This window comes from Nostoc sp. (assembly GCF_036919675.1).
GTDB lineage: Bacteria > Cyanobacteriota > Cyanobacteriia > Cyanobacteriales > Nostocaceae > Nostoc.
In genome coordinates, this window is sequence record NZ_JBALCP010000069.1 from 15,277 (window position 1) to 37,620 (window position 22,344).

Annotated in this window: 23 protein-coding genes; 13 read left to right on the forward strand and 10 right to left on the reverse strand. The window is 39.4% G+C overall.

Features of this window, described 5'->3' with window-relative positions:
* The first annotated feature begins 98 nt into the window (after positions 1–98).
* The 12 genes from V7K49_RS14830 to cas5 all read left to right on the forward strand — a co-directional run bounded on the left by V7K49_RS14830 (position 99) and on the right by cas5 (position 9,278).
* The gene (locus tag V7K49_RS14830; RefSeq protein WP_334867691.1) at positions 99–335 is read left to right on the forward strand and encodes a hypothetical protein; all 237 of its coding nucleotides are present in this window, start codon (positions 99–101) and stop codon (positions 333–335) included.
* 18 nt (positions 336–353) lie between these two features.
* Complete coding sequence (locus V7K49_RS14835; RefSeq protein WP_335206189.1) at positions 354–494, forward strand: hypothetical protein; 141 nt, start codon at positions 354–356, stop codon at positions 492–494.
* Between the two features lie 227 nt (positions 495–721).
* A complete protein-coding gene (locus tag V7K49_RS14840; RefSeq protein ID WP_334867693.1) occupies positions 722–913 on the forward strand; it encodes a hypothetical protein in 192 nt (63 codons plus the stop codon).
* 435 nt (positions 914–1,348) lie between these two features.
* The gene (gene psaC, locus V7K49_RS14845) at positions 1,349–1,594 is read left to right on the forward strand and encodes a photosystem I iron-sulfur center protein PsaC (RefSeq protein WP_012411495.1); all 246 of its coding nucleotides are present in this window, start codon (positions 1,349–1,351) and stop codon (positions 1,592–1,594) included.
* 415 nt (positions 1,595–2,009) lie between these two features.
* On the forward strand, positions 2,010–3,890 hold the full coding sequence (gene glmS / locus V7K49_RS14850; protein ID WP_335206190.1) for a glutamine--fructose-6-phosphate transaminase (isomerizing): 1,881 nt from the start codon (positions 2,010–2,012) through the stop codon (positions 3,888–3,890).
* Between the two features lie 295 nt (positions 3,891–4,185).
* A complete protein-coding gene (locus V7K49_RS14855; RefSeq protein ID WP_335206191.1) occupies positions 4,186–4,845 on the forward strand; it encodes a TnsA endonuclease C-terminal domain-containing protein in 660 nt (219 codons plus the stop codon).
* Between the two features lie 25 nt (positions 4,846–4,870).
* Positions 4,871–5,494, forward strand: a complete 624-nt coding sequence (locus V7K49_RS14860; RefSeq protein WP_335206192.1) for a hypothetical protein — start codon at positions 4,871–4,873, stop codon at positions 5,492–5,494.
* Between the two features lie 29 nt (positions 5,495–5,523).
* Positions 5,524–5,997: a type I-MYXAN CRISPR-associated protein Cas6/Cmx6 gene (cas6, locus tag V7K49_RS14865; RefSeq protein ID WP_335206233.1), complete on the forward strand. Its 474-nt coding sequence runs from the start codon at positions 5,524–5,526 to the stop codon at positions 5,995–5,997.
* A gap of 93 nt (positions 5,998–6,090) precedes the next feature.
* Entirely contained in the window at positions 6,091–7,632 is a 1,542-nt protein-coding gene (gene cas8a1, locus V7K49_RS14870; protein WP_335206193.1) for a type I-MYXAN CRISPR-associated Cas8a1/Cmx1, read from the forward strand.
* 48 nt (positions 7,633–7,680) lie between these two features.
* A complete protein-coding gene (locus tag V7K49_RS14875; protein WP_335206194.1) occupies positions 7,681–8,478 on the forward strand; it encodes a DevR family CRISPR-associated autoregulator in 798 nt (265 codons plus the stop codon).
* Entirely contained in the window at positions 8,460–8,651 is a 192-nt protein-coding gene (locus tag V7K49_RS14880; RefSeq protein WP_335206195.1) for a hypothetical protein, read from the forward strand. The genes V7K49_RS14875 and V7K49_RS14880 overlap by 19 nt, the downstream gene beginning before the upstream one ends.
* The gene (gene cas5, locus V7K49_RS14885) at positions 8,652–9,278 is read left to right on the forward strand and encodes a type I-MYXAN CRISPR-associated protein Cas5/Cmx5/DevS (RefSeq protein ID WP_335206196.1); all 627 of its coding nucleotides are present in this window, start codon (positions 8,652–8,654) and stop codon (positions 9,276–9,278) included.
* A 570-nt stretch (positions 9,279–9,848) separates the two neighbouring features.
* Here cas5 and V7K49_RS14890 read toward each other — a convergent pair.
* Both V7K49_RS14890 and V7K49_RS14895 read right to left on the reverse strand, forming a co-directional pair.
* Positions 9,849–9,986 carry a hypothetical protein gene (locus V7K49_RS14890; RefSeq protein WP_335206197.1) on the reverse strand — a complete coding sequence of 46 codons (138 nt, stop codon included), beginning with the start codon at positions 9,984–9,986 and terminating at the stop codon, positions 9,849–9,851.
* A gap of 5 nt (positions 9,987–9,991) precedes the next feature.
* Positions 9,992–10,222, reverse strand: a complete 231-nt coding sequence (locus V7K49_RS14895) for a hypothetical protein (RefSeq protein WP_335206198.1) — start codon at positions 10,220–10,222, stop codon at positions 9,992–9,994.
* A 279-nt stretch (positions 10,223–10,501) separates the two neighbouring features.
* Between V7K49_RS14895 and V7K49_RS14900 the strand changes: the two genes are divergently transcribed.
* Positions 10,502–12,394, forward strand: coding sequence for a TnsD family transposase (locus tag V7K49_RS14900; protein ID WP_335206200.1), 1,893 nt, complete (start codon positions 10,502–10,504; stop codon positions 12,392–12,394).
* Between the two features lie 112 nt (positions 12,395–12,506).
* Here the strand turns inward: V7K49_RS14900 and V7K49_RS14905 are convergent, their stop codons facing one another.
* The 8 genes from V7K49_RS14905 to V7K49_RS14940 form a co-directional block, all read right to left on the reverse strand.
* Complete coding sequence (locus V7K49_RS14905; RefSeq protein WP_335206201.1) at positions 12,507–12,809, reverse strand: hypothetical protein; 303 nt, start codon at positions 12,807–12,809, stop codon at positions 12,507–12,509.
* 130 nt (positions 12,810–12,939) lie between these two features.
* Positions 12,940–13,233: a helix-turn-helix domain-containing protein gene (locus tag V7K49_RS14910; RefSeq protein ID WP_335206202.1), complete on the reverse strand. Its 294-nt coding sequence runs from the start codon at positions 13,231–13,233 to the stop codon at positions 12,940–12,942.
* 162 nt (positions 13,234–13,395) lie between these two features.
* Positions 13,396–14,139, reverse strand: coding sequence for a hypothetical protein (locus tag V7K49_RS14915; protein ID WP_335206203.1), 744 nt, complete (start codon positions 14,137–14,139; stop codon positions 13,396–13,398).
* Between the two features lie 5 nt (positions 14,140–14,144).
* Positions 14,145–16,130, reverse strand: a complete 1,986-nt coding sequence (pglZ, locus tag V7K49_RS14920; RefSeq protein WP_335206204.1) for a BREX-3 system phosphatase PglZ — start codon at positions 16,128–16,130, stop codon at positions 14,145–14,147.
* The gene (locus V7K49_RS14925; RefSeq protein WP_335206205.1) at positions 16,127–17,800 is read right to left on the reverse strand and encodes a C-terminal helicase domain-containing protein; all 1,674 of its coding nucleotides are present in this window, start codon (positions 17,798–17,800) and stop codon (positions 16,127–16,129) included. The genes pglZ and V7K49_RS14925 overlap by 4 nt, the downstream gene beginning before the upstream one ends.
* 180 nt (positions 17,801–17,980) lie before the next feature.
* Positions 17,981–18,511: a hypothetical protein gene (locus V7K49_RS14930; protein ID WP_335206207.1), complete on the reverse strand. Its 531-nt coding sequence runs from the start codon at positions 18,509–18,511 to the stop codon at positions 17,981–17,983.
* 1 nt (position 18,512) lies between these two features.
* The gene (locus tag V7K49_RS14935) at positions 18,513–19,544 is read right to left on the reverse strand and encodes an ATP-binding protein (protein WP_335206208.1); all 1,032 of its coding nucleotides are present in this window, start codon (positions 19,542–19,544) and stop codon (positions 18,513–18,515) included.
* On the reverse strand, positions 19,537–22,053 hold the full coding sequence (locus tag V7K49_RS14940) for a DNA methyltransferase (protein WP_335206209.1): 2,517 nt from the start codon (positions 22,051–22,053) through the stop codon (positions 19,537–19,539). Before V7K49_RS14940 ends, V7K49_RS14935 begins: the two co-directional genes overlap by 8 nt.
* Positions 22,054–22,344: the final 291 nt, after the last annotated feature.

The window sequence follows — 22,344 nt, forward strand, 5'->3', positions numbered from 1 at the left end:
AGAGAAAATAATGGGGGATTTGCGATGCTCTAGGTTAACCAGTATAAACTAAATATAATATCTTTGAAAAATACGCCCCGCTTGGAATCAGAAGCAAAATGATATCACCGAATTTACTAGAGATTGAGCGCTCCATCCGTGCCTTGTCTGTGGAAGAACAACTTTGGCTGCTAGAAAGTATTGCTAGACAAATCCGAGAAAATGAGTATACAAAAGATAAATTGGCTGATGCCGAAAATCACAAAGAAAAACTAGAAGTGATGATTAGTGAACCAAGGATTCCAATAGAAATTGCTGCGATAATTGATGAGTTTGCGATTTCTGAAATCCTCTGATATGTAAAAATAAAAATTATGAGTTTGCCAGATTTAAAAAGTCAAATATATAAGTTATCCGTGAGCGATCGCTTAGAATTGCTTGAGGCGAGATTTGATAGACTCACTAGCAGTGATGCTAAAAACCAAGACCAACAGTTGATGTTGTTAACTAAATAGAGAGAAATAACTGTTTGGTTCGCTCCCACTTCTAAACCTTAGGTTTCAGCTAGAGCAATCCTATCTGATTTGTTCAAATTTGCGGTGTCCAGATCCCCGACTTCCTAAAAGTTGTCGGTGATCTGACTTTTCACGAATGATTTAGGACTGCTATAGCAATCCTAAATGAGTTATAAGAAGAATTCACCCCCCTGTTAACGCCGTCCCCCCGATGCCTTAAGGAGCCAGTGGGGGGACAGGGGGTTTCCACGCCACTTGACGCCAGTCGCCTCAAGTCGGGAAACCCTTTCGGCAGTTCCTCCTGGGGAAACCCCCAGACGCTCGCAGGCTCGCTACCGCTGCGCTATCGCCCTTGGCGTCTCCCCTTGGGAGAAGACCGGACTGCCTCACCACAGCGCTGGCTCCTTTATGCCTCTTAACCCGTTCATCGCAGTGGCTCCCCATGAGCAATTGGCGTCCGGCGAGCCACTCTTGTTGCATCTGGCGTGGGACTACAGGGGAGTCGCAATAATTTCAAATTCTGCGCGTTTGATTTAGGACTGCTATATATAGTTGCCAATCAATAAGTACCATAGATAACTTCTGCATCTAAGTCTTGTAGATTGACTTTTATTTCATTTATCTTTACGACTCAACCACATTATGGTATGTGGGTGGGATAAATACGCTCCGATGATGTTGCTAATTAATCGGGCAATAGGGACGATCTCGCAAAAACAACTTTTCAAGGGTGCTCATTACATTGTTTGAAGTTATGTAGCCTTTTGATTACGGCCTATCAACCACTGCGGTAAACTATGCGTTGATTATGATTCTTTCGCAGAGAAGAACACTCGAAAGGAGCGGTTTTTTCAATGTCTCATACAGTAAAAATCTACGATACCTGCATTGGCTGCACCCAATGCGTCCGCGCTTGCCCTACTGATGTACTGGAGATGGTTCCTTGGGATGGCTGCAAAGCTGCTCAAATTGCCTCTTCACCCCGTACAGAAGACTGCGTGGGCTGTAAGCGCTGCGAAACCGCTTGTCCCACCGACTTTTTGAGCATCCGGGTTTACCTGGGCGCTGAAACAACTCGCAGTATGGGTCTAGCTTACTAAAAAGCTCAGTGCTGAGTCACCGAACTTCTGATCGCGATGCTGGTCTACTGTCCAACCGTTTTTTCCAGAATGGTTGCCTTGTGTCCAAAGGACATAAGGGAGAGGTGCAAGCCTTTACGCCTCTCGGCAGTGATACAGACCATCAAAGAAAGCCTCCGCTCAGAGTTCTCGCTGAGTGCTGAGTTTTGAGGCAAAAGAAGCAAATCAAAAAAACAATTTCTTGATTCTTCACTCAGCCCTCGGAACTCAGAACTCAGTGCTCAAGAATTTTAAAGTTTCTTAATAGCAAGCATCTTTAGCAATACTTAGTGGTAGAGGGAGTAATTTACTCCCTTTTTTATTTGCAAAACGTCAAGTTTGTGCTACCAACTATACATACTAGATTTAATCATCCTGAAAAAAAGCGGTGTGAACAATGTGCGGAATCGTTGGATATATAGGCACTCAAGCGGCGACAGAGATTTTACTGGCTGGGCTGGAAAAACTAGAGTACAGAGGCTACGATTCTGCTGGAATCGCCACTATTTGGGAAGGTGAGGTAAATTGTGTACGGGCAAAGGGCAAACTGCATAACCTGCGTTCTAAACTTGAACAAATAGAAACGCCCGCCCAGATTGGTATTGGTCACACACGCTGGGCAACTCATGGTAAACCAGAAGAGTACAACGCCCATCCCCACATGGATACGGGAAAGCGAGTGGCAGTGGTGCAAAATGGGATTATCGAAAATTACCGCGAGTTACGCGAGGAACTCAAAGGAAAAGGACACCAGTTTCTTTCTGAAACCGATACAGAAGTAATTCCCCATCTCATAGCCGAATTTTTAAAGAATCTCCCCCCTTCATCTCCCTCATCTCGTTTCCTAGAGGCAATTCGCCAAGCCGTTAACCACTTGCAGGGGGCATTTGCGATCGCAGTTATTTCTGCTGACTACCCCGATGAATTGATTGTTGTCCGTCAACAAGCACCTTTGGTAATTGGTTTTGGCCAAGGGGAGTTCTTTTGTGCATCTGACACGCCAGCGATCGCTTCCTATACCCGTGCAGTGCTACCTCTGGAAAATGGCGAAATAGCCCGTCTCACACCTTTGGGCGTTGAGATTTACAATTTTGCTGGCGACAGGTTGAAAAAACAACCCCGGCTGCTCAACTTCAATCCGGCAATGGTAGAAAAGCAGGGATTCAAACACTTCATGCTCAAGGAAATCCATGAGCAACCAGGGGTAGTAAGAGCTAGTTTAGAAGCATACTTTAATCCAGCCGAATCTACAGAATCGCCAATTAATCTTGGTTTACCTGCGGATTTATACAAAGATTTAGAACAAATTCAGATCGTCGCCTGTGGTACTAGTTGGCACGCAGCATTAATCGGAAAATATTTAATCGAACAATTAGCAGGAATTTCAACTCAGGTACATTACGCTTCTGAGTATCGCTATGCACCATCACCCGTGACGGCTAACACGTTGATCATTGGCGTTACCCAATCAGGTGAAACTGCTGATACCCTAGCAGCTTTGGCGATGGAAAAAGAACGTCGCCAGGGGAAAGAACCCAAATATCAAGTGCGACTACTGGGTATTACCAATCGCCCTGAAAGCAGCCTTGGTCATATGGTGCCGCATATTATTAGTACTTTAGCGGGAATTGAAATTGGGGTAGCGGCGACAAAAACTTTTACCGCCCAACTGATGGCATTTTATGCTTTGGCATTGGATTTAGCAGCTCGTCGCCAGACAGTTTCAAAAGATGCATTAGAGAAAATTATTAACGGGTTGCGGGAGATTCCCAAAGAAATTGAGGCAACTTTGGAAAGTCAAGAACGTTTAACTGAACAGCTAGCCCACGAATTCGCCGAAACCCAAGATTTCATTTTTGTGGGAAGAGGAATTAACTTTCCTATTGCTTTAGAAGGGGCGTTGAAATTAAAAGAAATCAGCTACATTCACGCCGAAGGGTATCCGGCTGGAGAGATGAAACATGGCCCGATCGCTCTATTAGATGCGAAAGTACCAGTAGTTGCGATCGCAATACCTGGTAGTGTGTATGAAAAAGTTATTTCTAATGCTCAGGAAGCAAAAGCCAGAGATTCTCGCTTAATTGGCGTGACTCCAGTTAAAGATGGCGAAGCTGGGGAAATCTTTAACGATTTGCTTCCCGTCTCTCATGTAGAAGAATTACTTTCTCCGATTCTGACAGTGGTTCCTTTGCAATTGTTGGCTTATCATATTGCCGCCCTTCGCGGTTTGGATGTCGATCAGCCCAGAAATTTGGCAAAATCGGTAACAGTTGAATAATCGTATAACAATATTGTGGAGGATGTGCAGGAATAATAAAGTTGGAAAATAAATAATAAAGTTGGAAAAAAGGTAAAAATGTTGGAAAATATCTCTTGGGGGTAAATATACAACTACCACTAGGAGATTTTTTATGCCTACAAATAAACGAGACTGGACTGCCGCTAAGTTTGAGCGTTACCAGAAGGAAGGTAGAGGTTAGGGTACAGGAAGGGACTATAAACCCTGGATTACTATTCAAGACTTTTCCTCGAAAGGTCGTTCATCAAGAACCCCTAGTTGGAAAACTGGCAGGGTGCATCATTTCTTTTCTGACCATGAAAGGCGACTGTTTTATTTATTCGAGTGGTCAGATGTTGTTGTAGATATAAGAGAACAATTTCCCATACTCGACCTTGACTTGGCAATGAGTATCGCTACAGATATGGGAATGAAATATCCTACGGTTGCAGAGAACGATACTCCCGATGTTTTAACCACTGATTTCATGCTCTCTGTAAATCAAAATGGAAAGTCTGTTCAGATTGCTCGAACAGTAAAAATGAGTAAAGATTTAGAAAAAACATCAGTAGCTGAAAAGTTCGAGTTGGAGCGTCGTTACTACGCAGTAAAAGATATTGACTGGGCGATTATAACAGAAAAAGAAATTCCAAGGATTTTAGCAGACAATATTGAGTGGATTCATTCTGCATACCGATTAGAAGGCACAAATGGGATTGATGTGGCACAAATACAATCCCTAGCTAACGCACTGAAGTATAGACTTCACGAGAGCGATTTAACAACCATCAGTCAAGTGGCAGCTGCATTTGATAATGATATGAATATCGAGCCTGGTACATCACTTTATCTTTTTAAACATTTAGTCGCCCACAAACAAATCATTATGGATATGATGGGAACCAAAATATTTGGATTATCTTCCACTAGAGACATTGAAAAGATTATTTTTTAGAAGGTAATTGATTTAGGTACTAATTATGACTCAAGACTTATTTGTGAATGACCTAATCGAATGGCATCATGAATCAGATAGTAATTTAATTGAGAGAATTATCTGGATAGACGAAGATTATACTCAAGCATTTGTCGTTGATATTAATTCTTCAAAAGGGTTTCCCAAAATTAGAACAGTCAGTAGTATTAAAGAGGCTATTACTGATGGTCATGCATTAAAATTGAAATCTGACCCCTGGTCAACAATAATCCGAGAAGAAAACATCTCTGAAAAAGATAAGGAAATCAGAGAACAAGCGTGGGAAATCATTTCATTTCTTGTAGCGCAAGAGCCTTCAATATACTATCGTCATCTTCGTGGTCAACTAATCCAAGATGTAATAGACCAATATAATAAAGACAAAAATAAAGACAAATTAAGAGAAAAAAGAATTTATTACTACCTCAGAAAATTTTGGCAAAGAGGTAAAATAAAAAATGCACTTTTACCTGATTATGTGAATTCTGGTGGTAGAGGAAAACCTAAAGCATTAGGAGACAAGAAGAGAGGAAGACCAAGAAAATATGCACATGACCAAGAAATTGGCACTGGAGTGAATGTCACAGAGGAGGATACGCTCATTTTGAACCCGAACTTCATAAATTAGATACAGTTGGAATTCATACCATTGCAGGTATTCCCAAGTCAGGCGTAATTCAGTTAACTAAAAATTCTAGGCTTCGGATTCGGCTACCGATGGATCAAGTGCGTTTGGTTTATCCGTTAGCAGGTAAGCCCCTGAGAATTGGCAAGCATACAATTCGTTTGGAGATTCCTGAAATTTATTTGCTTGAGCCTGCTGAGAAACTGCGATCGCGTATAGTGATTATCCAGGGTTATCAAGAAGCGGAATCATTTTTAGCAGCTGCACAGCGTCAGTTAGAACAACTAGGCATCCAGGCAAAAGCCTTTATTATCAAAAATCATGATGGTAGCCCAAAACGTAGAAGTATCAAAATCAAGCGCTTTACAGTTGTGGGTTTTGGGTTAGAAATCATTAATCTCAGCAATGAAGATTCGCTAACATTGCTGAGATATGGCATTGGGGGAAAGCGCAAGATGGGTTGTGGCGTTTTTCTACCAGTGAAGAGAAAGGGAAACGCAAGTTAAAGCTGGTTTTGGCTACTACTCAATGTAAGTATGAGAGAGTTTACCTTCAATGGATCTAAATAAGTCTTTGAATCTTTTCCAGAAATAAATAAGATGTCTGTAGTAGCTAGTGTTGTCAACCCCAAAATTCAGTTAAATTTGGGCGACCCAAGCATAACTTGCATACATCGTGCTGGCATAGCAGGACTTTGGATGACGCTCAAGCAATTAGAAAAACTATACCCGATAGCTGCGGAACGACCTGGTAATTTAACTTGGTTGCTGGCTCCTCGTAGTATCAGCCTTGAATGGCAAGGGCAGGATTTCATAGTTTTAGACTGGCTGCTAAAGCAATCTTTTCAGATTAATGAAGAGGGTCTAATTTCGTTGATAGGCTTAAATACGCATTCCATCAATATTGAAACCCAAATTAATATTCACTTGGGAATCACGGCAACATTCCTCCAACATAATCAGGTTGTTAAATTTAAGGGGAAAAAATCTAAGTCATTAAAAGTTGACGGTGTTGATGGCATAGAAATAGATGTCGAATATAAAAAAGCAGTTTCCTATGCTCATCAGCATTTTGCTAAACAACTCTGCGATGAACAAGGTAAATTCTTACAGCAGTCAATTGGCGTAGTAGGTTGGCTGTATCCGGGATCTGTAGTTCGTCATGTCGCTTTTACAAAAAAAACTAAGTTTTCAGAGAAACCACAACTGGCTTTTGGTCTTTTATATGCTCCTGTTGCTTGCCACTACTTTGTATTGCGATCGCATACTCAACCGCAACACCCACAGTATGCCGTAGTTATACCTGAAGTGACTAACTTAGAAATTTATGCCCAGCAATACTGGAGTTTGGGAAACTTGGATTACAAATATTTCCATATATCTAGCTTAGGAGATGCTGCATTAAGATTCCTGACTTATAAAACAACTGCTATACCCAATCAGGTAAAACGATGCGAAGTAATATTATTTGGAACGGTAGTTTGGTCAAAGCAGCAAAAAACTCGCACGGAAATAGCAGTGGTAGAAGCGACTGAAATAATTGAGATTATCTATCAGCTTAGTTGCATCTCTTTTCCAGAGTACAGAGTTATTAATTATCAAAATAAAAATTTTATTATTAGCAATGTGATTAAAGGAATAATTGCTGATAATTTACTAAAAGGTTTTCTCTGGTGGAATGATTTATACATAAAAATCATAAATTTAAATTTATTAAAAGTAATTCTTTACGAAGATAGAGGAATATACAAAATGATTCAACACTCTCAATGGGATATAGAAGCTCAAAAGCTATTTATTCAAGCTTGTCATGAAGCCTTGAAAAAGATATATGCTAAGATTTATGACCGAACCAAAGAAGGTCAATATGCTCAAATTGAACGAGAAAATATACGTATTTTATCGCAATTAGGACGATGCACGAATGTTGAAAACTTCCGCAAATTTATTGCAGAGTTCTGGGGAAGAGCGGGACAGCTTTCAATTTTAGAAGAACATTGGGAAGAATTACTGCCCTTGACATCGGGAATAATGGATTGGAAGGTTGCCAGAGATTTAACTTTTATTGCTATTGCTAGCTATCCAAAAAGCAAGAATATAAATACAAAAATATCAAAAGAAGCTGAGTTAAACAATGAATAAATATGTATTGTTTGAATTGATTACATTAATTTTTTAGCTAACTTTAAAATGTTTCATTTATTCGGCAATATTTTGACAAATTACGGAACCGCAGCTAATAATCGTGGGAAAAATGAAGGGAACATAACTACCTTACAAAAATTAATTTGGAAAGGTGAAGTTCATACTACCATTTCATCTGAGGCGATTCGTTGGGCATTACGGTACTACTGGCAAAATGTTGGCTATCCGGTGAATCGACGTTGGGATGAGAATGCTCAACCAGTAGCAGATCATGTTTGGCAAGACCCCAACTTTGATGATATTCGCTTTATTGATGATGATATTTTAGGATTTATGCAGGCAGAAGCTGCAAAAGTGGAAGCGTCAGATGAGGCTGAAGGTGAGGTAGAGGAAACATCTCAAGATGAGAATAAAAAAAGTTCTAAAGGTAAGGACAAGCAAACTTCTCCACGTAAAGGCAAGCAAAAGCCTAAAGGGAAAATAACTGCTAGACGAGGTGTATTAGAAGTTACTCGTGCAGTATCAATGATACCCTTTACGGGAGACATTACCTTTAATGCTGTTAGTGGAGTCAAAGGACGAAATTCTCTTTATGCCACAGAGATTCATGCTACTCGTTATCAATACGGTTTTGCATTGACACCCGATAGTCTCAAAGAGAAATCTCGCATCCATGCTGTGCTCGATGGTTTAGTTTCGATTGGTGAAGTGGCGGGAAATCCCGTTTTTTGTATGATTTCTCCCCTGAAAGTATTGTGCTGCGGTGGACGCATGATTTTTCGCCTCGTTTTCTATATTGCTTTGAGCAAGACGAACTGGGAAATATGTCAGTATCAAACTTAGTGCGACAGGTAGAAATAGGAGATATTGATCCCAAAGAATTATGGATTGGAGGCTTAATTTCTCAGGGTTTAAAAGATTTGGGAGCAAATGTGTTTCCTGGAGTGAAATCCGCAGTCAATGCACTAAAACAGGTGATTGCTGAAGATTTGCAGTTGTCATCAGGGAGGGACTAAGTGACGACAATTGCTTTAAAAGTTGAAGTGCCTATTGCTTGTTTTCGTCAATCCCGTGCTAGAGAATACGCTGAAACGTATCCAGTACCTCCACCTTCTACGGTGTACGGGATGTTGCTTTCTCTGATTGGTGAGACAGATCGTTATAAGCATTGTGGAACTCAATTAGCGATCGCACTCTTGTCTAAACCAGAAAAATCTATTCTAATTCGGACTTTTCGCAGGTTTAAAACGAAAGATATCCACAACCCTAAGAATGCTAAACCTGATTACCAAGAGTTGCTAACGAACGTTGAGTTTGTAGTTTGGGTGAAAACAGACAAAGCAAAGCTTACTTTACCAGAACTTTTGCAGCAGGCTTTTGCGAACCCAGCTTCTATTAATCGATTTGGTGGACTGTGTTTAGGTGAAAGTCGGGATCTAGTCAATACTGTTACCCTTTTACCTGAGAACTATAATGGTAAGTCGCTGTGGTGGTTAGTTACAGATGAAGATGGTTCGCTAACTCTATCGTACTGGGTTGACCATGTTGGGTCTAAGAGAACGCGCTGGCAGTGTTATGAGCTTCAAGAATCCCAGGTATGGCAACCACCAGATTTATCGTGGACTACAATTCAAACTAGTTAATAAAAGGAGGATATTTAGATTTTGACAAGGATATCTGCTTGTTGCGCCGACACAAAGAGATAAAAGGTCGGTATTCTTTACTGAATCAGCAATTCAGCGTTTTCATTATGATTAAGGATGCTTGCAATTCCTCAGAAAGTTCTAACAATAAGCCTTCTGAGCGTTGCTAAACTAATCTAGCCTATTAAATTTTGCAAATTTAGTACCTCCTAATGACAGGTGCTTGTAAGATTATCTAGAAGACCTGATGGATTAATACGTTTAGCCATCGCTGTTCTTTACCATTAGATGTCGTAAGACGTTGAGCAGTTTATTAATCGTTGCCCCTGAGCGTGATACCTTCCTGTTCTTTACCATTAGATGTCGTAAGACGTTGAGCAGTTGCTTCAAGTGTAGGTATACGTTTAACTTTCAGTTCGTTCTTTACCATTAGATGTCGTAAGACGTTGAGCAGGAACTGGATGGGAATTATTTGTCAACTCTGACTACGAGTTCTTTACCATTAGATGTCGTAAGACGTTGAGCATGATTATGCTACTCTTTGTCATAGATTATACTTCAACTACCCTCTTAACTGGAAATTTTTGCATTGATTTGTTCCCATTGCTCAATCTGCTTTTGTAGTTGTAATTTGCGATCGCCCTCAACTGCACCAACACCAGTAAACAAACCCTGACCGTTCAACTGATCGCGGTAACTAGCAATCAATTCGGTCAGTGCTTTTTTACAGTTTCCATCTCCTCCTGTGTGAAGCAATTTGTATCTAGGCAAATCAGTCGTCTGCCAATTCTCTCCACAAGCTCCGACCTGCTTAGATCAAAATTGGAGGCGATCGCATCTAATCCTTCAATACCAGTGGGAGTTAGGGCTAGGTTGACCCTTTTTTTCACCTCGTCGTACATCTCTGGTACGTCTTTTTGTCCTTTCTGCCCTTTCTTTCCCATTACTATCCAGCTATTACACACCTCCTAAATCATAGTCAACAGCAAGAACTACGGGTAGATTCTATAAATTGCTCAAAAATATTTAGTTATTGTGTAATACCTGAATTTACGATAAAATAGGCGTTGTGTAATACCTGAAATATTGATTATAGAGGACAAAAATCCTGATAATTTTGTTTGCTGTAAAGAGAAAGGTGTGAAACGCAATCGCCAGAAACTTGAAACACTCTTGGAATTTACAAAAATATTCTTTTCCGGTTTCAACATGAGAAAGAATCTATGCTTGGCTTTTTTCCAGCCCCTTATCCAGATGAAATTTTATACAGCATCTTGGCTCGTTACCACATTAGGAGTGGTAACACCAGTCCAAAAATAACTTTAAAGGAGCTATTTAATTCTCAAGGTGTAATAGCTACTGTTGATTTACCTTCTAACCTTAATTCGTTGATTGAAAATCTCCAATTTATCTCGAATTATCAAGTAGAAGATTTGATATATAAATATACCCTCTATCCTTTCTACAGTGTTTTTCTACCACCGAAAAGAGCTAGTCAGGTGATGGAGTCTATGAAGGCAGATTTCGGAGGAGACATTCATACCAGAACCGGAATTATGGCGAGTTCGCTGAAGGTGCAGAGGTATCTGCAATTTTGCCCAAAATGTTTGCAAGAAGATTTGCAAAACTATGGGGAGTCCTACTGGCATAGGCTACACCAAATACCAGGGGTTCTGGTTTGCCCAGTTCATGGTGTGACTTTGCAAGATAGCACAATTCCCATGCAAGGTTTTAATAGGCATGAATACTATGCTGCAAGCCAAGAAAACTGTCCTGTTGTACCGATACAAAAGACTTACAGTCAAGAGACTTTAAAGAAGTTGCTACTGCTGGCTCAAGATATTTCATGGTTGATAACTAGTAATCTTTTCTCTAGAGAACTAGAGTGGTTTCAAAGAAAATATATAACTTTATTGATTGAAAAGGATTTTGCAACTGCAACCAGGCGAGTAGACCAGAAGAGATTACTAGATAATTTCTTGTTCTTTTATGGTGCTGAAGTGCTTAAGGCTGTTAACTCAATGGTGAATAATGAAAATGAGCAAAACTGGCTATTCAGTATTGTCAGGAAGCATAGAAAGTCATTCCATCCCATCAGACACCTACTCCTAATTAGATTTCTGACGAATTCTATCGAGGAATTTTTCAACACGGATTACGAGTATAAACCTTTTGCTGAAGGCCCTTGGCTGTGTCTAAATGCTGCGGTAGATCATTACCTCAAGCCAGTAATAACTAATCTTATTGTCACTCACTGTTTGGATAATAAAAAGCCATTAGGTACTTTTTCTTGTTCCTGTGGCATGGTTTATTGTAGAACTGGCCCTGATAAAACTGATGAAGACAAGCTACGAATTGGCAAAGTCTTGACTTACGGTCAATTTTGGGAGCAGAAGCTAAAACAACTTATAGAAATTCAAAGATTAGGTTTACGGGCGACAGCAAGACGGCTCAATGTCGATCCTAGAACAGTAAACCGCTATACTGCGATACTTAAGCTCAAAACTTTTTGGAAATCTTCACAGGAAAATCGGCTAGTAGACTCACATGAAGTTTTAGACTCAAATCTAAATTTAGCCAGCGCTCACAAAATAGAATACAGGGAAGCTTGGAAAGCTTTACTACAGCAGTATCCAGAGGCATCGAAAACTACTCTCAGGGCATTAGCTAAGGCAACCTATATTTGGCTATACAGAAATGATAAAGAATGGCTCAACAAAAATTCGCCTTCTTTAAAAATGCCTCTCCCTTGCATCGGTAAAGTTGACTGGGCAGAAGGAGACAAGCAAGTTCTCGAAAATGTAAAAAATGCTGTCCGATCGCTTCTGAGTGCAGAAAAACCCGCGAGAATAACTATTGGCAAGATAGGCAAAGCTATTGGCTTACTAGCACTACTCGAAAAACATTTGTCAGAAATGCCAGTGACTAAGCTTTATCTAGAATCAGTGACAGAAACTGTAGAGGATTTTCAGATTAGGCGTATTAAGTGGGCAATTCAGCGGCTTGATGATTGCGGAGAAGAAATTCAGCCTTGGAAGGTGATTAGACTTGCTGCGCTACGAGAAAATTGCTCACAGAGAGTAAAAGCAGCTCTCGAAAGTGAGCTTTATAAATAACCGGATTAAGTCAATAATGCTTTCTTGATGATAGTTCTGTTGATCAAAAGTTCCAAAGAAGAAAGAGACGTGAATTTAACACGTCTCTAGGTGATGGGAACAATATTGAGTCCTAAGCTACATCTGCGACCAGTAAGCCGTTGACAGCAATAATCAAAAGCAGCGCTGAATCAGAAGTGTCACAGCAGTGTCTTTTATCGCTATTACAGGGTTGTGCTACCCATTTGCCTTCAAGATTCTGGTAAAAAGTTCCTAGAAGTTGGGAACCGTTCCAAACTCGATACAGTTCTCCCAAATCATCTGGCACTGAGTCAATTTCTATTTCTGGTGCTAATGCGTCAGCTAAATGGTCAACATATTCCTCAAACTCTTCTTGAGCCGAGGCTTGGTTGTCAAACTCATCTTGTACAATCATCTGAGTAACCTCATTGATAGGGTTTTACAAAAGGCGATCGCAATCTTTGGACGGAGGGCGATCGCCTTTTTTATTTCATAAAATATATTAGCTACTCTAGTATTTAAAAATTAAGGTAATATTGAAAACTTTAATTAGTCACTTCTACAGTGCAAAGGAAGTCGCTCAGAGAAATATTTAATGCAGCACAAATAGCCTCTAATACTTTAATAGATACACTTTCAGACTCACCATACTCTAGTTTTTTGATGTTCTGATGGGAGCATTCCCCTCCTCTAGCTGCAATTTCATCAGCTAGTTTCTGCCGTGATTTTTTCCCGCGCAATCGTTTCAGAAGCTCACCTCTGTCGTTATTCCAAGCAACAAAGACAACATCTGCAACATAAATATACATTTTCGTTTCTTTTTTACCCTTATCACTCATATAATAGCTACAGTAGTAAACAAATGGCAGAATTTTGGGCTACTACAGTTTACAAACTATGAGGAGATAAGATGAAAGCGATCGCCTAATGCACCACAATCTAGTCAAATTAAAGAATGCTCGTTTTTTGGACGGGTTATAAAATTAGAGAAAAATAATTAACTAATACCGCAGCATTACCATATTTTCATCAAGACCTTGACAGAAAAATTCTAGTCTTTGATTTTTCTCTACATCTCTAAGGTTGATGGGACTAACTATAAATGGAAATAATCCAGGTGTTTGGCTAATTACACCTAAAGCTTGGGAATTAGAATTACTTGCTATTAAAACTGCTTCTATGAGCCATGCTACCAGCCTCCTGTTATCGACTAATTGCACTGATGCTGGTTGATATACACCCTTTTCACTAGTATCTAGTAAGACTCCCCAATCGACAAAACAGCGCAGTAGACGTTGAGTTGCGCGTGATACTGTTTCTCTTTCACCTAACTGTTCTTTGATGCGTCTTTGCACCGAAGCTGCTGCAAATAAACCTTGTAATCTCAGTAAACGCCCAACATTTTCTGCTACAGTCCCGAAAAATGGGTAAACAGCCATAGCCATACCCCAATGGATAACTATGTGTTGATTAGATGGGCTGATTCTTAAAAGTTCCAAAGCTTCATTTCGCAGAGGTTCTAGGTTTGTTGGCACTCCGACCCAGATTTTCAGCAGTATCGAAATGGTTTTTCTGCGGCCACTAGATTTACTTTCACTACCAACTGAAACCTTATCTTGCAAAAATTCATTCAGTGCTGTTTGAATTTCTGAGCGTGTAGAACCAGCTAAAAGAAGATTGGCTGTAAGTTCCAACCAATTTAATTGAATGCGCTGACTAAAACCAACTTCTACCCGCCTGCTCATTTGGATCAAACTGAAACGCTAATAAATGGTACTACTAACTCTTCAACAGAAATACCACCATGAGCAACAATTTGTTTCCCTTCTTGAATAAATGCTTGGCGACCGGGTGCTAGAAGCGGTAAGTATTTTTCTGGTAATCCTAAAGGTTGCCACTCAATTGCATTGGGGAATTCACTTTTAACTTTTGCTCTCAAAATAGAATCTGAGTATATTCTCACTCTTTCTCCACGTAAATCAGCGATCGCACCTTCTCTGGGCTGTCCAATACCAGTTGCCTCAATATTACCGTGGTCAGATGTCAGAAAAATTTGAAATTTTTGTGCCACCAGAAGGTCTAAGAAATTTGCCATCCAACCAAGTTCTGCCCATTGCCGTACTTGGTTGTGCATCCCCGCAGTACCAAGTTGCATTCCGTGCATGATTTTATCGACTTTATCCACTACCAAACCTATCACCCGTAATCTGGGAGATAGTTTCTGTTCTACCAACGAAACACTATCTGCTTCACCCAGCCCTTTAACATAGGCAACTTCAGCCAGATTTAAGCCTTCATCAGTCCAGAATTGTTTCCAGAGAGATTCTTCCTTAGCTGTGGTTTCAAGGCTACTGGGAAAAAGAATTGGAGGTTTCCCTGCAAATATTGCTTGCCTAGAAACGGAAGTGATGGTTGGTAGCCATGCAAATACTGTTTCGTCGCGGAAGTTTAACTGAGGACGTTGTGCAAGCAGCACCTCTTTCAGCACTAACCACTGGTCTAAAGCTAGACCATCTAATACTATTAAGGCTACTTTATTGGTTTTCGATGCTTCTAAATACCGTGATAGAAAACGCGGAATTTGGTGTAACATCACGGGAGGACTTGGTGGTTGACTGTAAAGTGTCCCATAGCGCGAACTTACCCAGCTAAAAAAGCCAGTATCTACCTTTCCTTGCAGGGTGAGAAACTGTCCATGAAAGTCTGATATCTTGTCTTGGTGCCACAAAACTATCAATTTTGCCCAAGCTTCACTAAACTTCAGCCAATCTTGGTGTTTAGCATCACTGGGAGGAATGGATGAATCTAAAGATTCTAATAAACCTTGTAAGCGTCTGTGTTGGTCAGCTTTTGGGTTGAAACGCAAACCTACTTTTATCCAAGGGTTTGACTCCAAATTTGTGGTAGTTATTTTTAATTCATCAGCGTTAATCGGTTGAAGATAACCTTCTAAAAAAAGATGGTTGATGTAAACGCGAATATCTTGATTCTCAAAGGGCAATTTAGTCGAAGTGGCATAAGTACCAGTTGCTTCAGAAACTTGGCTTGACTTTACTAGGTGCTGACGAACGAATTGTGGCCAAGCTTGCTGCAAAAAGGCAAAGAAGGCTTGACGATCGCAAATGATTGTTTCTAGGGGTAAAGTGGAAAATAATTGCCGATCACTCAGAGTTTGAATGAAGCGATCGCATAAAATCTCTCGTAATCTTTGTCCCCGATAGTGCCAGCGTAAAAGAATTAGCAGTAAATCCGATGTTTGCTGTATTAAGTCGGGATCAATGTTGTAAACATACCGCAGAACAAAATCCTTAGTGGCATTTTCACCTAATTGTTCTGGCTTATGTTGTGCCTGTGCTTGATATAGTGCATCAAAATTGCTGCGGTCTAGAGAATTAACTACGCTGTAGCTAAAATTGGGAAATAAACTGCCTATACTGAAAGCAAGCTGCCGTCTTGATTGTATTAAATCATAGGGGAGCAAGCGTAACTCTTGTGTATCCTTGTTGACGACAATTACTAAATCTAAGGCTGTACCTTGTTCTTGCTGGGGACGATATTGGGACTCGTAGATGTAGCGGAAGGCGATCGCATCCTCAAAGTGGACTATCTCAAAACCTCTTGCTTGTATTCTTTGCAACATCTCTGCTTCTGTCAGCAAGCCGTCTGGATCTGCAACTAAGGTCAGAGTTGCCACCTGTGGTGTAAATTCTTTTAAGATTTGGTCACGCCAGTTCACAAATAATTCTCCACCCGCATTAGCAATAAAGGTATTAATTCTGGTGTTACCTCAGATTTTTGCTGCATGGCTTCACGCCAAGTTTGTTCTTCTTGCGTCAGCTGCGTCAAACGATAATCTCTCACTTGAGGTAGCCCAATACGTTCGATCGCACGTCGTCTTGCTGCAAAAGCGTACATATTTTTTTCACGTTCTTTCTCAAGCTGTTGGTGATGTTTCCTTAGCAGTTCCTCATAAATGCCTTTACCTTGAACTAATGCTGTTTCCCAAACTATGCCAAATGCTTTTGTTGCTTCTTCTCCACAGAGGTGTTTTTGAATCTCTACTTCCTCTGTTAATAATTGTTCCCAAATATAACGGGCTGTAGGTAAGAAAACTCGTCCATCATCATTCAGAAATAGGGGCATCATCCTTTGCTGATTCCAATCTTCGGTATAAATAGCTATTCGCCACAGTGACCAAAATCCTTGGACATCTGCTGGTAAACTTGGGATGGAAAGATAAGGGATGGGTTGCCCTTCGGCGAAAACTTGTTTCGCCATAACCATGCCTCGAATTCGAGAATCTTCTAAGGTTAAGTGTTGGGCATTGGCTGCGGCTGTTGCTTCTGTTACATTAAACACAGCGTTTTTTAACTGTTCACCTGTGGGTAAAGTTAAATTCCAAGTGTCACCTTGTTTTTCAGCTATGCCACCATGCGATCGCAAATAATTGATCGTCATCCGTTCCACCCAATGGGGAATGGGATGATCTATGAGTTGTTGTGCGGCGGTAGGATCTAGTTCCTCGTTTGTTTGGTAGATTGCTGTACTTTCTTTGGCTATTACAAGTTGCTGTTGTACTCGACTCACCACTTCTTGAACTTTGGTATCTAAAATTTCTGGGTTGATCAGGGTTTCGATGTACAAGTCGTCAAATATCTGTCCGGCTTGTGCTGAATCCAGGACATCGCCAGTTTTGTCTACACCAAATTCATTAAGAATGACTGCCAGCTTTTCTTCGAGTACCTCACGGACGCGGTATTCTACTGTGTCTTCAAACACAAAGTTCAAAGCGCGGACGGAGAAAGTTTGTCCAATCCGGTCTACCCTACCAATGCGCTGTTCTAATCGCATGGGGTTCCAGGGAATATCGTAATTAACGACTACGTGGCAGAACTGTAAGTTTAATCCTTCTCCACCGGCATCAGTGGAAATTAAAATGCGAACATCTTTAGCAAAGGCTTCTTGAACTTGTTTGCGTTCCTCCATACCCATTGAACCGTTGAGACAAACTACAGAAATACCGCGCTGAGTTAAAAATTCTCGCAGCATTTTTTGGGTAGGGACAAATTCAGTAAAAATCAGAACTTTGATGTCAGGGTCGCTTTCTTCCTGCTGCAAGCGATAAATCCAGTCTAGTAACTCTTCCGCCTTCGGGTCTGCACCTGCGGCTTCTGTGAGTTTGGCAGCTTCTAGTAATAATTCCACCTCAGCTTTTTCGTTTTTAAATGCTTTGAGTCGGGTTGTCAGTAGTGAATCTACTTGTTCCTGTCCGTCCATTTCTGACCATTCCTCTGCGGCAAACATGGGGAAGAGGGTTAGTTGTTCTTCTGGTTCGCGCAGGACTTCTAACCGCCTTTCTAAAGTGGTGCGGATGGCATGGGTAGAGGATGTTACTAACCGTTGCATCAAATAGTGGTTTTAGTGTGTCTGCGCGAACGCGAACTACAGTTTCTTGGTTGGGTAGCCAGATGCGATAGAAGGTATTACCCCAAAGAGTCTGGGTTTCAATGACTTTGCATAGTTGGCGATGTTCTTCACTCCACAACCATTCACTAAGACTCATCTTATGTTTAAAAAGTATAAAGACTATACAGTAGCAATCATTCCCATAAATTTTATAGCAGTTTCGTGATCAACTAAAACAAGATTTGTTATGTCAAAAAGCATTAGTCTACCTAACATTTTATTTTTTAACTTATCTCTTATATCTGTTAATTCTTGTTTTATTTTTATTTCATCACTTATTTTAAAAATAAAAAAAACTTTTATTTTTTTAGGATGTGTTGGAAAAACCTGGCAGGAAACAGGTAATTCTCTATAGAAATTTTGACCTTGAAGCGTCCCTGACCAAACAGATGCTAGTATCATGACACTATCTGTTACTTTATTGATCAATTTCTCTAAAAGATGATCCGGTAGCCTTTCAAGAGGCGTAAGATGAGAATAGTCTTTTATTTCTAATAACGATAATGTATCGTTTGTAGAATCCCACCATCCAAAATCCATCTCAGATAAGTTGTTCCCCTTTAAATTTACATAACTAGAACAGTCTTGTAATCGAAAACTATGTTCATCAGGTAATGTAATCCTCAAACCACTCTCTTCATAAATTGGCATACTATGCTTCTAAATCTAGTCTTACATCTGCTTCATATAAACCTATGGATGCGTCTATGATGGGATTATCAGGCATTCCTTCTTTCAAATCATTAAATTTAACACTAATATTTTCTGTTCTTTCTAAGCAACATAGCTCAATACTTTCTTGGTGTCTACGTGCTAATATTTCAAACTGTTTAATCACAAAATAACTGTGAGTAGCTAAATAAATCTGTACTCCTACTTGACTCAAAGAGAAAAGCATATCACACAAAGCAATAATGGCACGAGGATGTAAATTAGTTTCTGGTTCATCGATAAATAAAATCGTACCTTTTTTAATAGTTCTATTACGTATTAATGTAGTTAATATACTAATTTTTTTAATACCCTCTGCTACCTGAGACATATCATATTTTTCGCGTCCTCGCTTAAAAATAAATCTTTTTCTTTCTAAAGCAAGGTTTCCTCGGAATAAAGTTTCTAATGACTCAAGAACATCTTCTAAAGGTTTATCTAACTTCTTAGCAGAGGTAGGTAATCTCAAAGCTTGTATCAAATCTTGATAAGTCTGGTCAAAGCCAAATATTTTTAACTGTTCATTAACTGCTGCTATGGCATCAAAAGCAGTAAGAATTTCTTTAGTTGGTAGATATAAAGCATTCAAATCTAATTTTTTATAAACTGGATCAGTACATTTTGTAATAGTATCTTTTGTATCTTTACCAAAAGAAAAACTATAGTCATCACTTCTTAAGATTGTTTCAATATTGAGACGATTACTACTTTTCTTGACAATTTCACCTAGCTTACGTTTAGCCGGTTGATAAACCCAAAACATTTTTTCAGATAAGATTTCCTTCCAGCTTTTATTATCAGTTTCTGAGCTTTTAGTATATTCTTCAACACTTTTAGCTATACAATAAAGAACTTTTAAAATATAAGTTTTACCTGTATCATTTTCACCTATGATAATGTTAATTTTTTTATGGTTTTGCCATTCTAGCCTTGAAAAAAGTCCTAATTCTTCTACAAGTAAATATTCAAACATTCTCTTCACCAGCCCTAGTCAAAGATTGATCGTACCACATCAATAGTTTAGGGTCTTCTTGAAGAATATTTTCAGAAATTTTTTGTGCTACCTCAATAATGATTGGATAGTTACGCTCTTGCCATGCTTTTCTAAAACCAGCACGAACCGCTTCTAAACGAACACGTTTTATTTGTTTCTGCTTAGAGTCTCGGTATTCTTCAAATTCTTTAAGAAGGCTTTTCTCTCTTAGCTTTTCTAAATCTCCAGCTTTATTAGTGTCGGGAATATACCATCTATCTCTTGCTGCTTCTATCAGTATAGGTTCTGTTGTTTTTAATCCTGATTCTGATAGCGAAGTTTGTTCTATTTGCTGGATTTTTGCATGATAAATAGAAGATTGTTTTAACCATGAAACAATTTGTAGAGGTATATACTCCTCACCTTCATAGCTTAAAAAATTCTGATTTAATAAATCACGTAGTTCTGGAGATTTTTCATACTTAGTCCAGCCTCCTTGAGTTTCCTTCATGAATTGAGGAGTAAGTTCTTGGAGCGTTTGAGGTTTTTTAGTAAGTTGTTGCTTAAGCCAAAGAATAGCACTCGATTCATCTGTAACAAAAAGTTCTAACTGAAGAACTTCTTTTACTGTTAAACGTTTTCTCTCGTACTCAGCAGCTTGTTCAGGCAAAAAGTACATTTCATCATGTTTGGCAAACCTTTGTTCCAATCCTAAATAAAACTCAGAGGCTGATAATGGTACACTTTCCTGTCTTTCAATATGAAAGGCAACCATACGGTCAAACAAGAGATAATTTAGCCTTTCTACAATAATTTCTGAATGTCCATTTTTAGCAATAAAAACAGGAAGTTGACGGAGATGACTGCGTATAAACTCCCAAGCAGTTTCTTGCGTACCAATTTTTAATTGAAAATTTTGTTCTAATTGTTTACTAGGTTTGTAAGCAGTAATTATAAGGTCTTGCTTAACTGCGGTGCTGGTAACTTGCCGATAAGAACCCTGCTGTTTATCTAATGTTCGTACATCAGCCACGACAAAACCAGATGCTAGCATTGCTTCTTGAATAGCATTCCAAACGGCATTACGTGAGTTATGAAAAACCACTGTCATCCAGCGTCCTGGTTTGAGAACACGATGATATTCAGTAAAACAAGACTCCATTAATTTTTGATAATCTATTAATTCTTTCCCCTTAGCTTTATCAACAATAGCTTCCGGTTCAGCGTTGGTATGTACACGATGCCATGATTCTACTAAGAAATTAAGGTCAGCATAATAAATATTTTCACCAAAAGGAGGGTCAGTGAAAATATAGTCTATTGAGTTATTAGCAATACCTTGTTGAGCAGCCGTACCAGTTGTAATTACAGCTTGGTCAAGATTTGTACGAAAAGATTCAAATGCTTTTGTTAATCGTTGAAGTTTTCCATCAAACTGATACCAAGGACTAACTTCTGTAGAAATAGACGGAATATAGTAAACTCCGTTCAAATCTAAACCGACTTGTGAACCGCCTATTCTTCCGTACTGAATTGGCTTATAGCGATTTAGCAAAGACATACCACGAACACCCTGTTCTATAAAAAACAGTAAGATGTTGCGTATTCGTCTATCATTTCTAATAGTAGCTTTTGACCATAAAGTTCCTAAAGCTTGAGCAGCACGGGCAAGAAACAAATGGTGAACGCGTGTAAAACCTTTAGGAGCTAAACGCGAACCATGATACATTTGCTTAATTGGAAAATTGTCGGTAGGTATTGTTTTTGGTAGCGGAAGTTGTTCTATTAACTTTAAAATTTCCCAATCTTGTTGATCAAGTTCTTTTTCATATTTAGCTTTTTTAATACTGTAGTTAATAAATACTGGTGTAAACTTAATTCTTTGATGAGGTTGATTGGTTGCTGGATCTAAAAAAGTTTCCATCAACCTTTGCAAATTATCTTTTGTTAATTGTGCAGAACAATTAGGACAAGGGAATGTATCTCTGACTCGCTTGGTTTCTTTGTCTAATGCTTCTTCTAAGAAAATAATTTCTTCACCACATTCAGGACAAGCAAAAATTTCACTCCACACTGTGTAATTAATTTGACCTTTTGTTCTGCCATCTGTGTGCAAAGTTTCGTACATCCAACCGATTTCCTGCTTTAGCTCATCTAAAATACGTTGAGCTTCACCTTTAAAAGCATTGACATTAAAAGGCAAATTATAATTAGCAGCTATAAATGTAGCTGCTACACCTAAATCGTTCAATACAACTTTTCGCGTACCCCATTCTGGCTGAGGTAAATCAGCAGTTTTACGTTCTGACTCGACAGTATATCTAAAATCTGGATCTGGTTTAGCACACATTTGAGCAGCTACACCTGTCATTCCCGAACCTGCAAAGCCGTCAAGAACAACATCTCCTGGTTCGGTATAGTGGAGAATGTAGCGAGCAATTGCTTTATGCGGAACCTTAGTGTGGTAGCTATGGGCTGTATAAAGACCATCAGTTTTACCTTCACTCACATCTGCTGTAAAAGGCTCCCTGTGATAATCATCTGTGTCTGAGTTGTACTGTTTGCCGAATTGCTCAATTAACTCAGCTATCCAAGGATTTGGGCAAGCAGTGTAGTAAGGTGGATCTGACATTGCCAGAATATCTTCATCTTCACCACGAGCAAATCCCTCAATATTGCGAAAGTTAGGGTCTTTTAACTTTTGTCGCAGCTTTTCCAAAAAATAATCTCGCCTCGCCTGCTCACTTTCAAAAGATATACCAAGACACTCTACAGTGTTTTGTGGTAATGAATTGGCTTT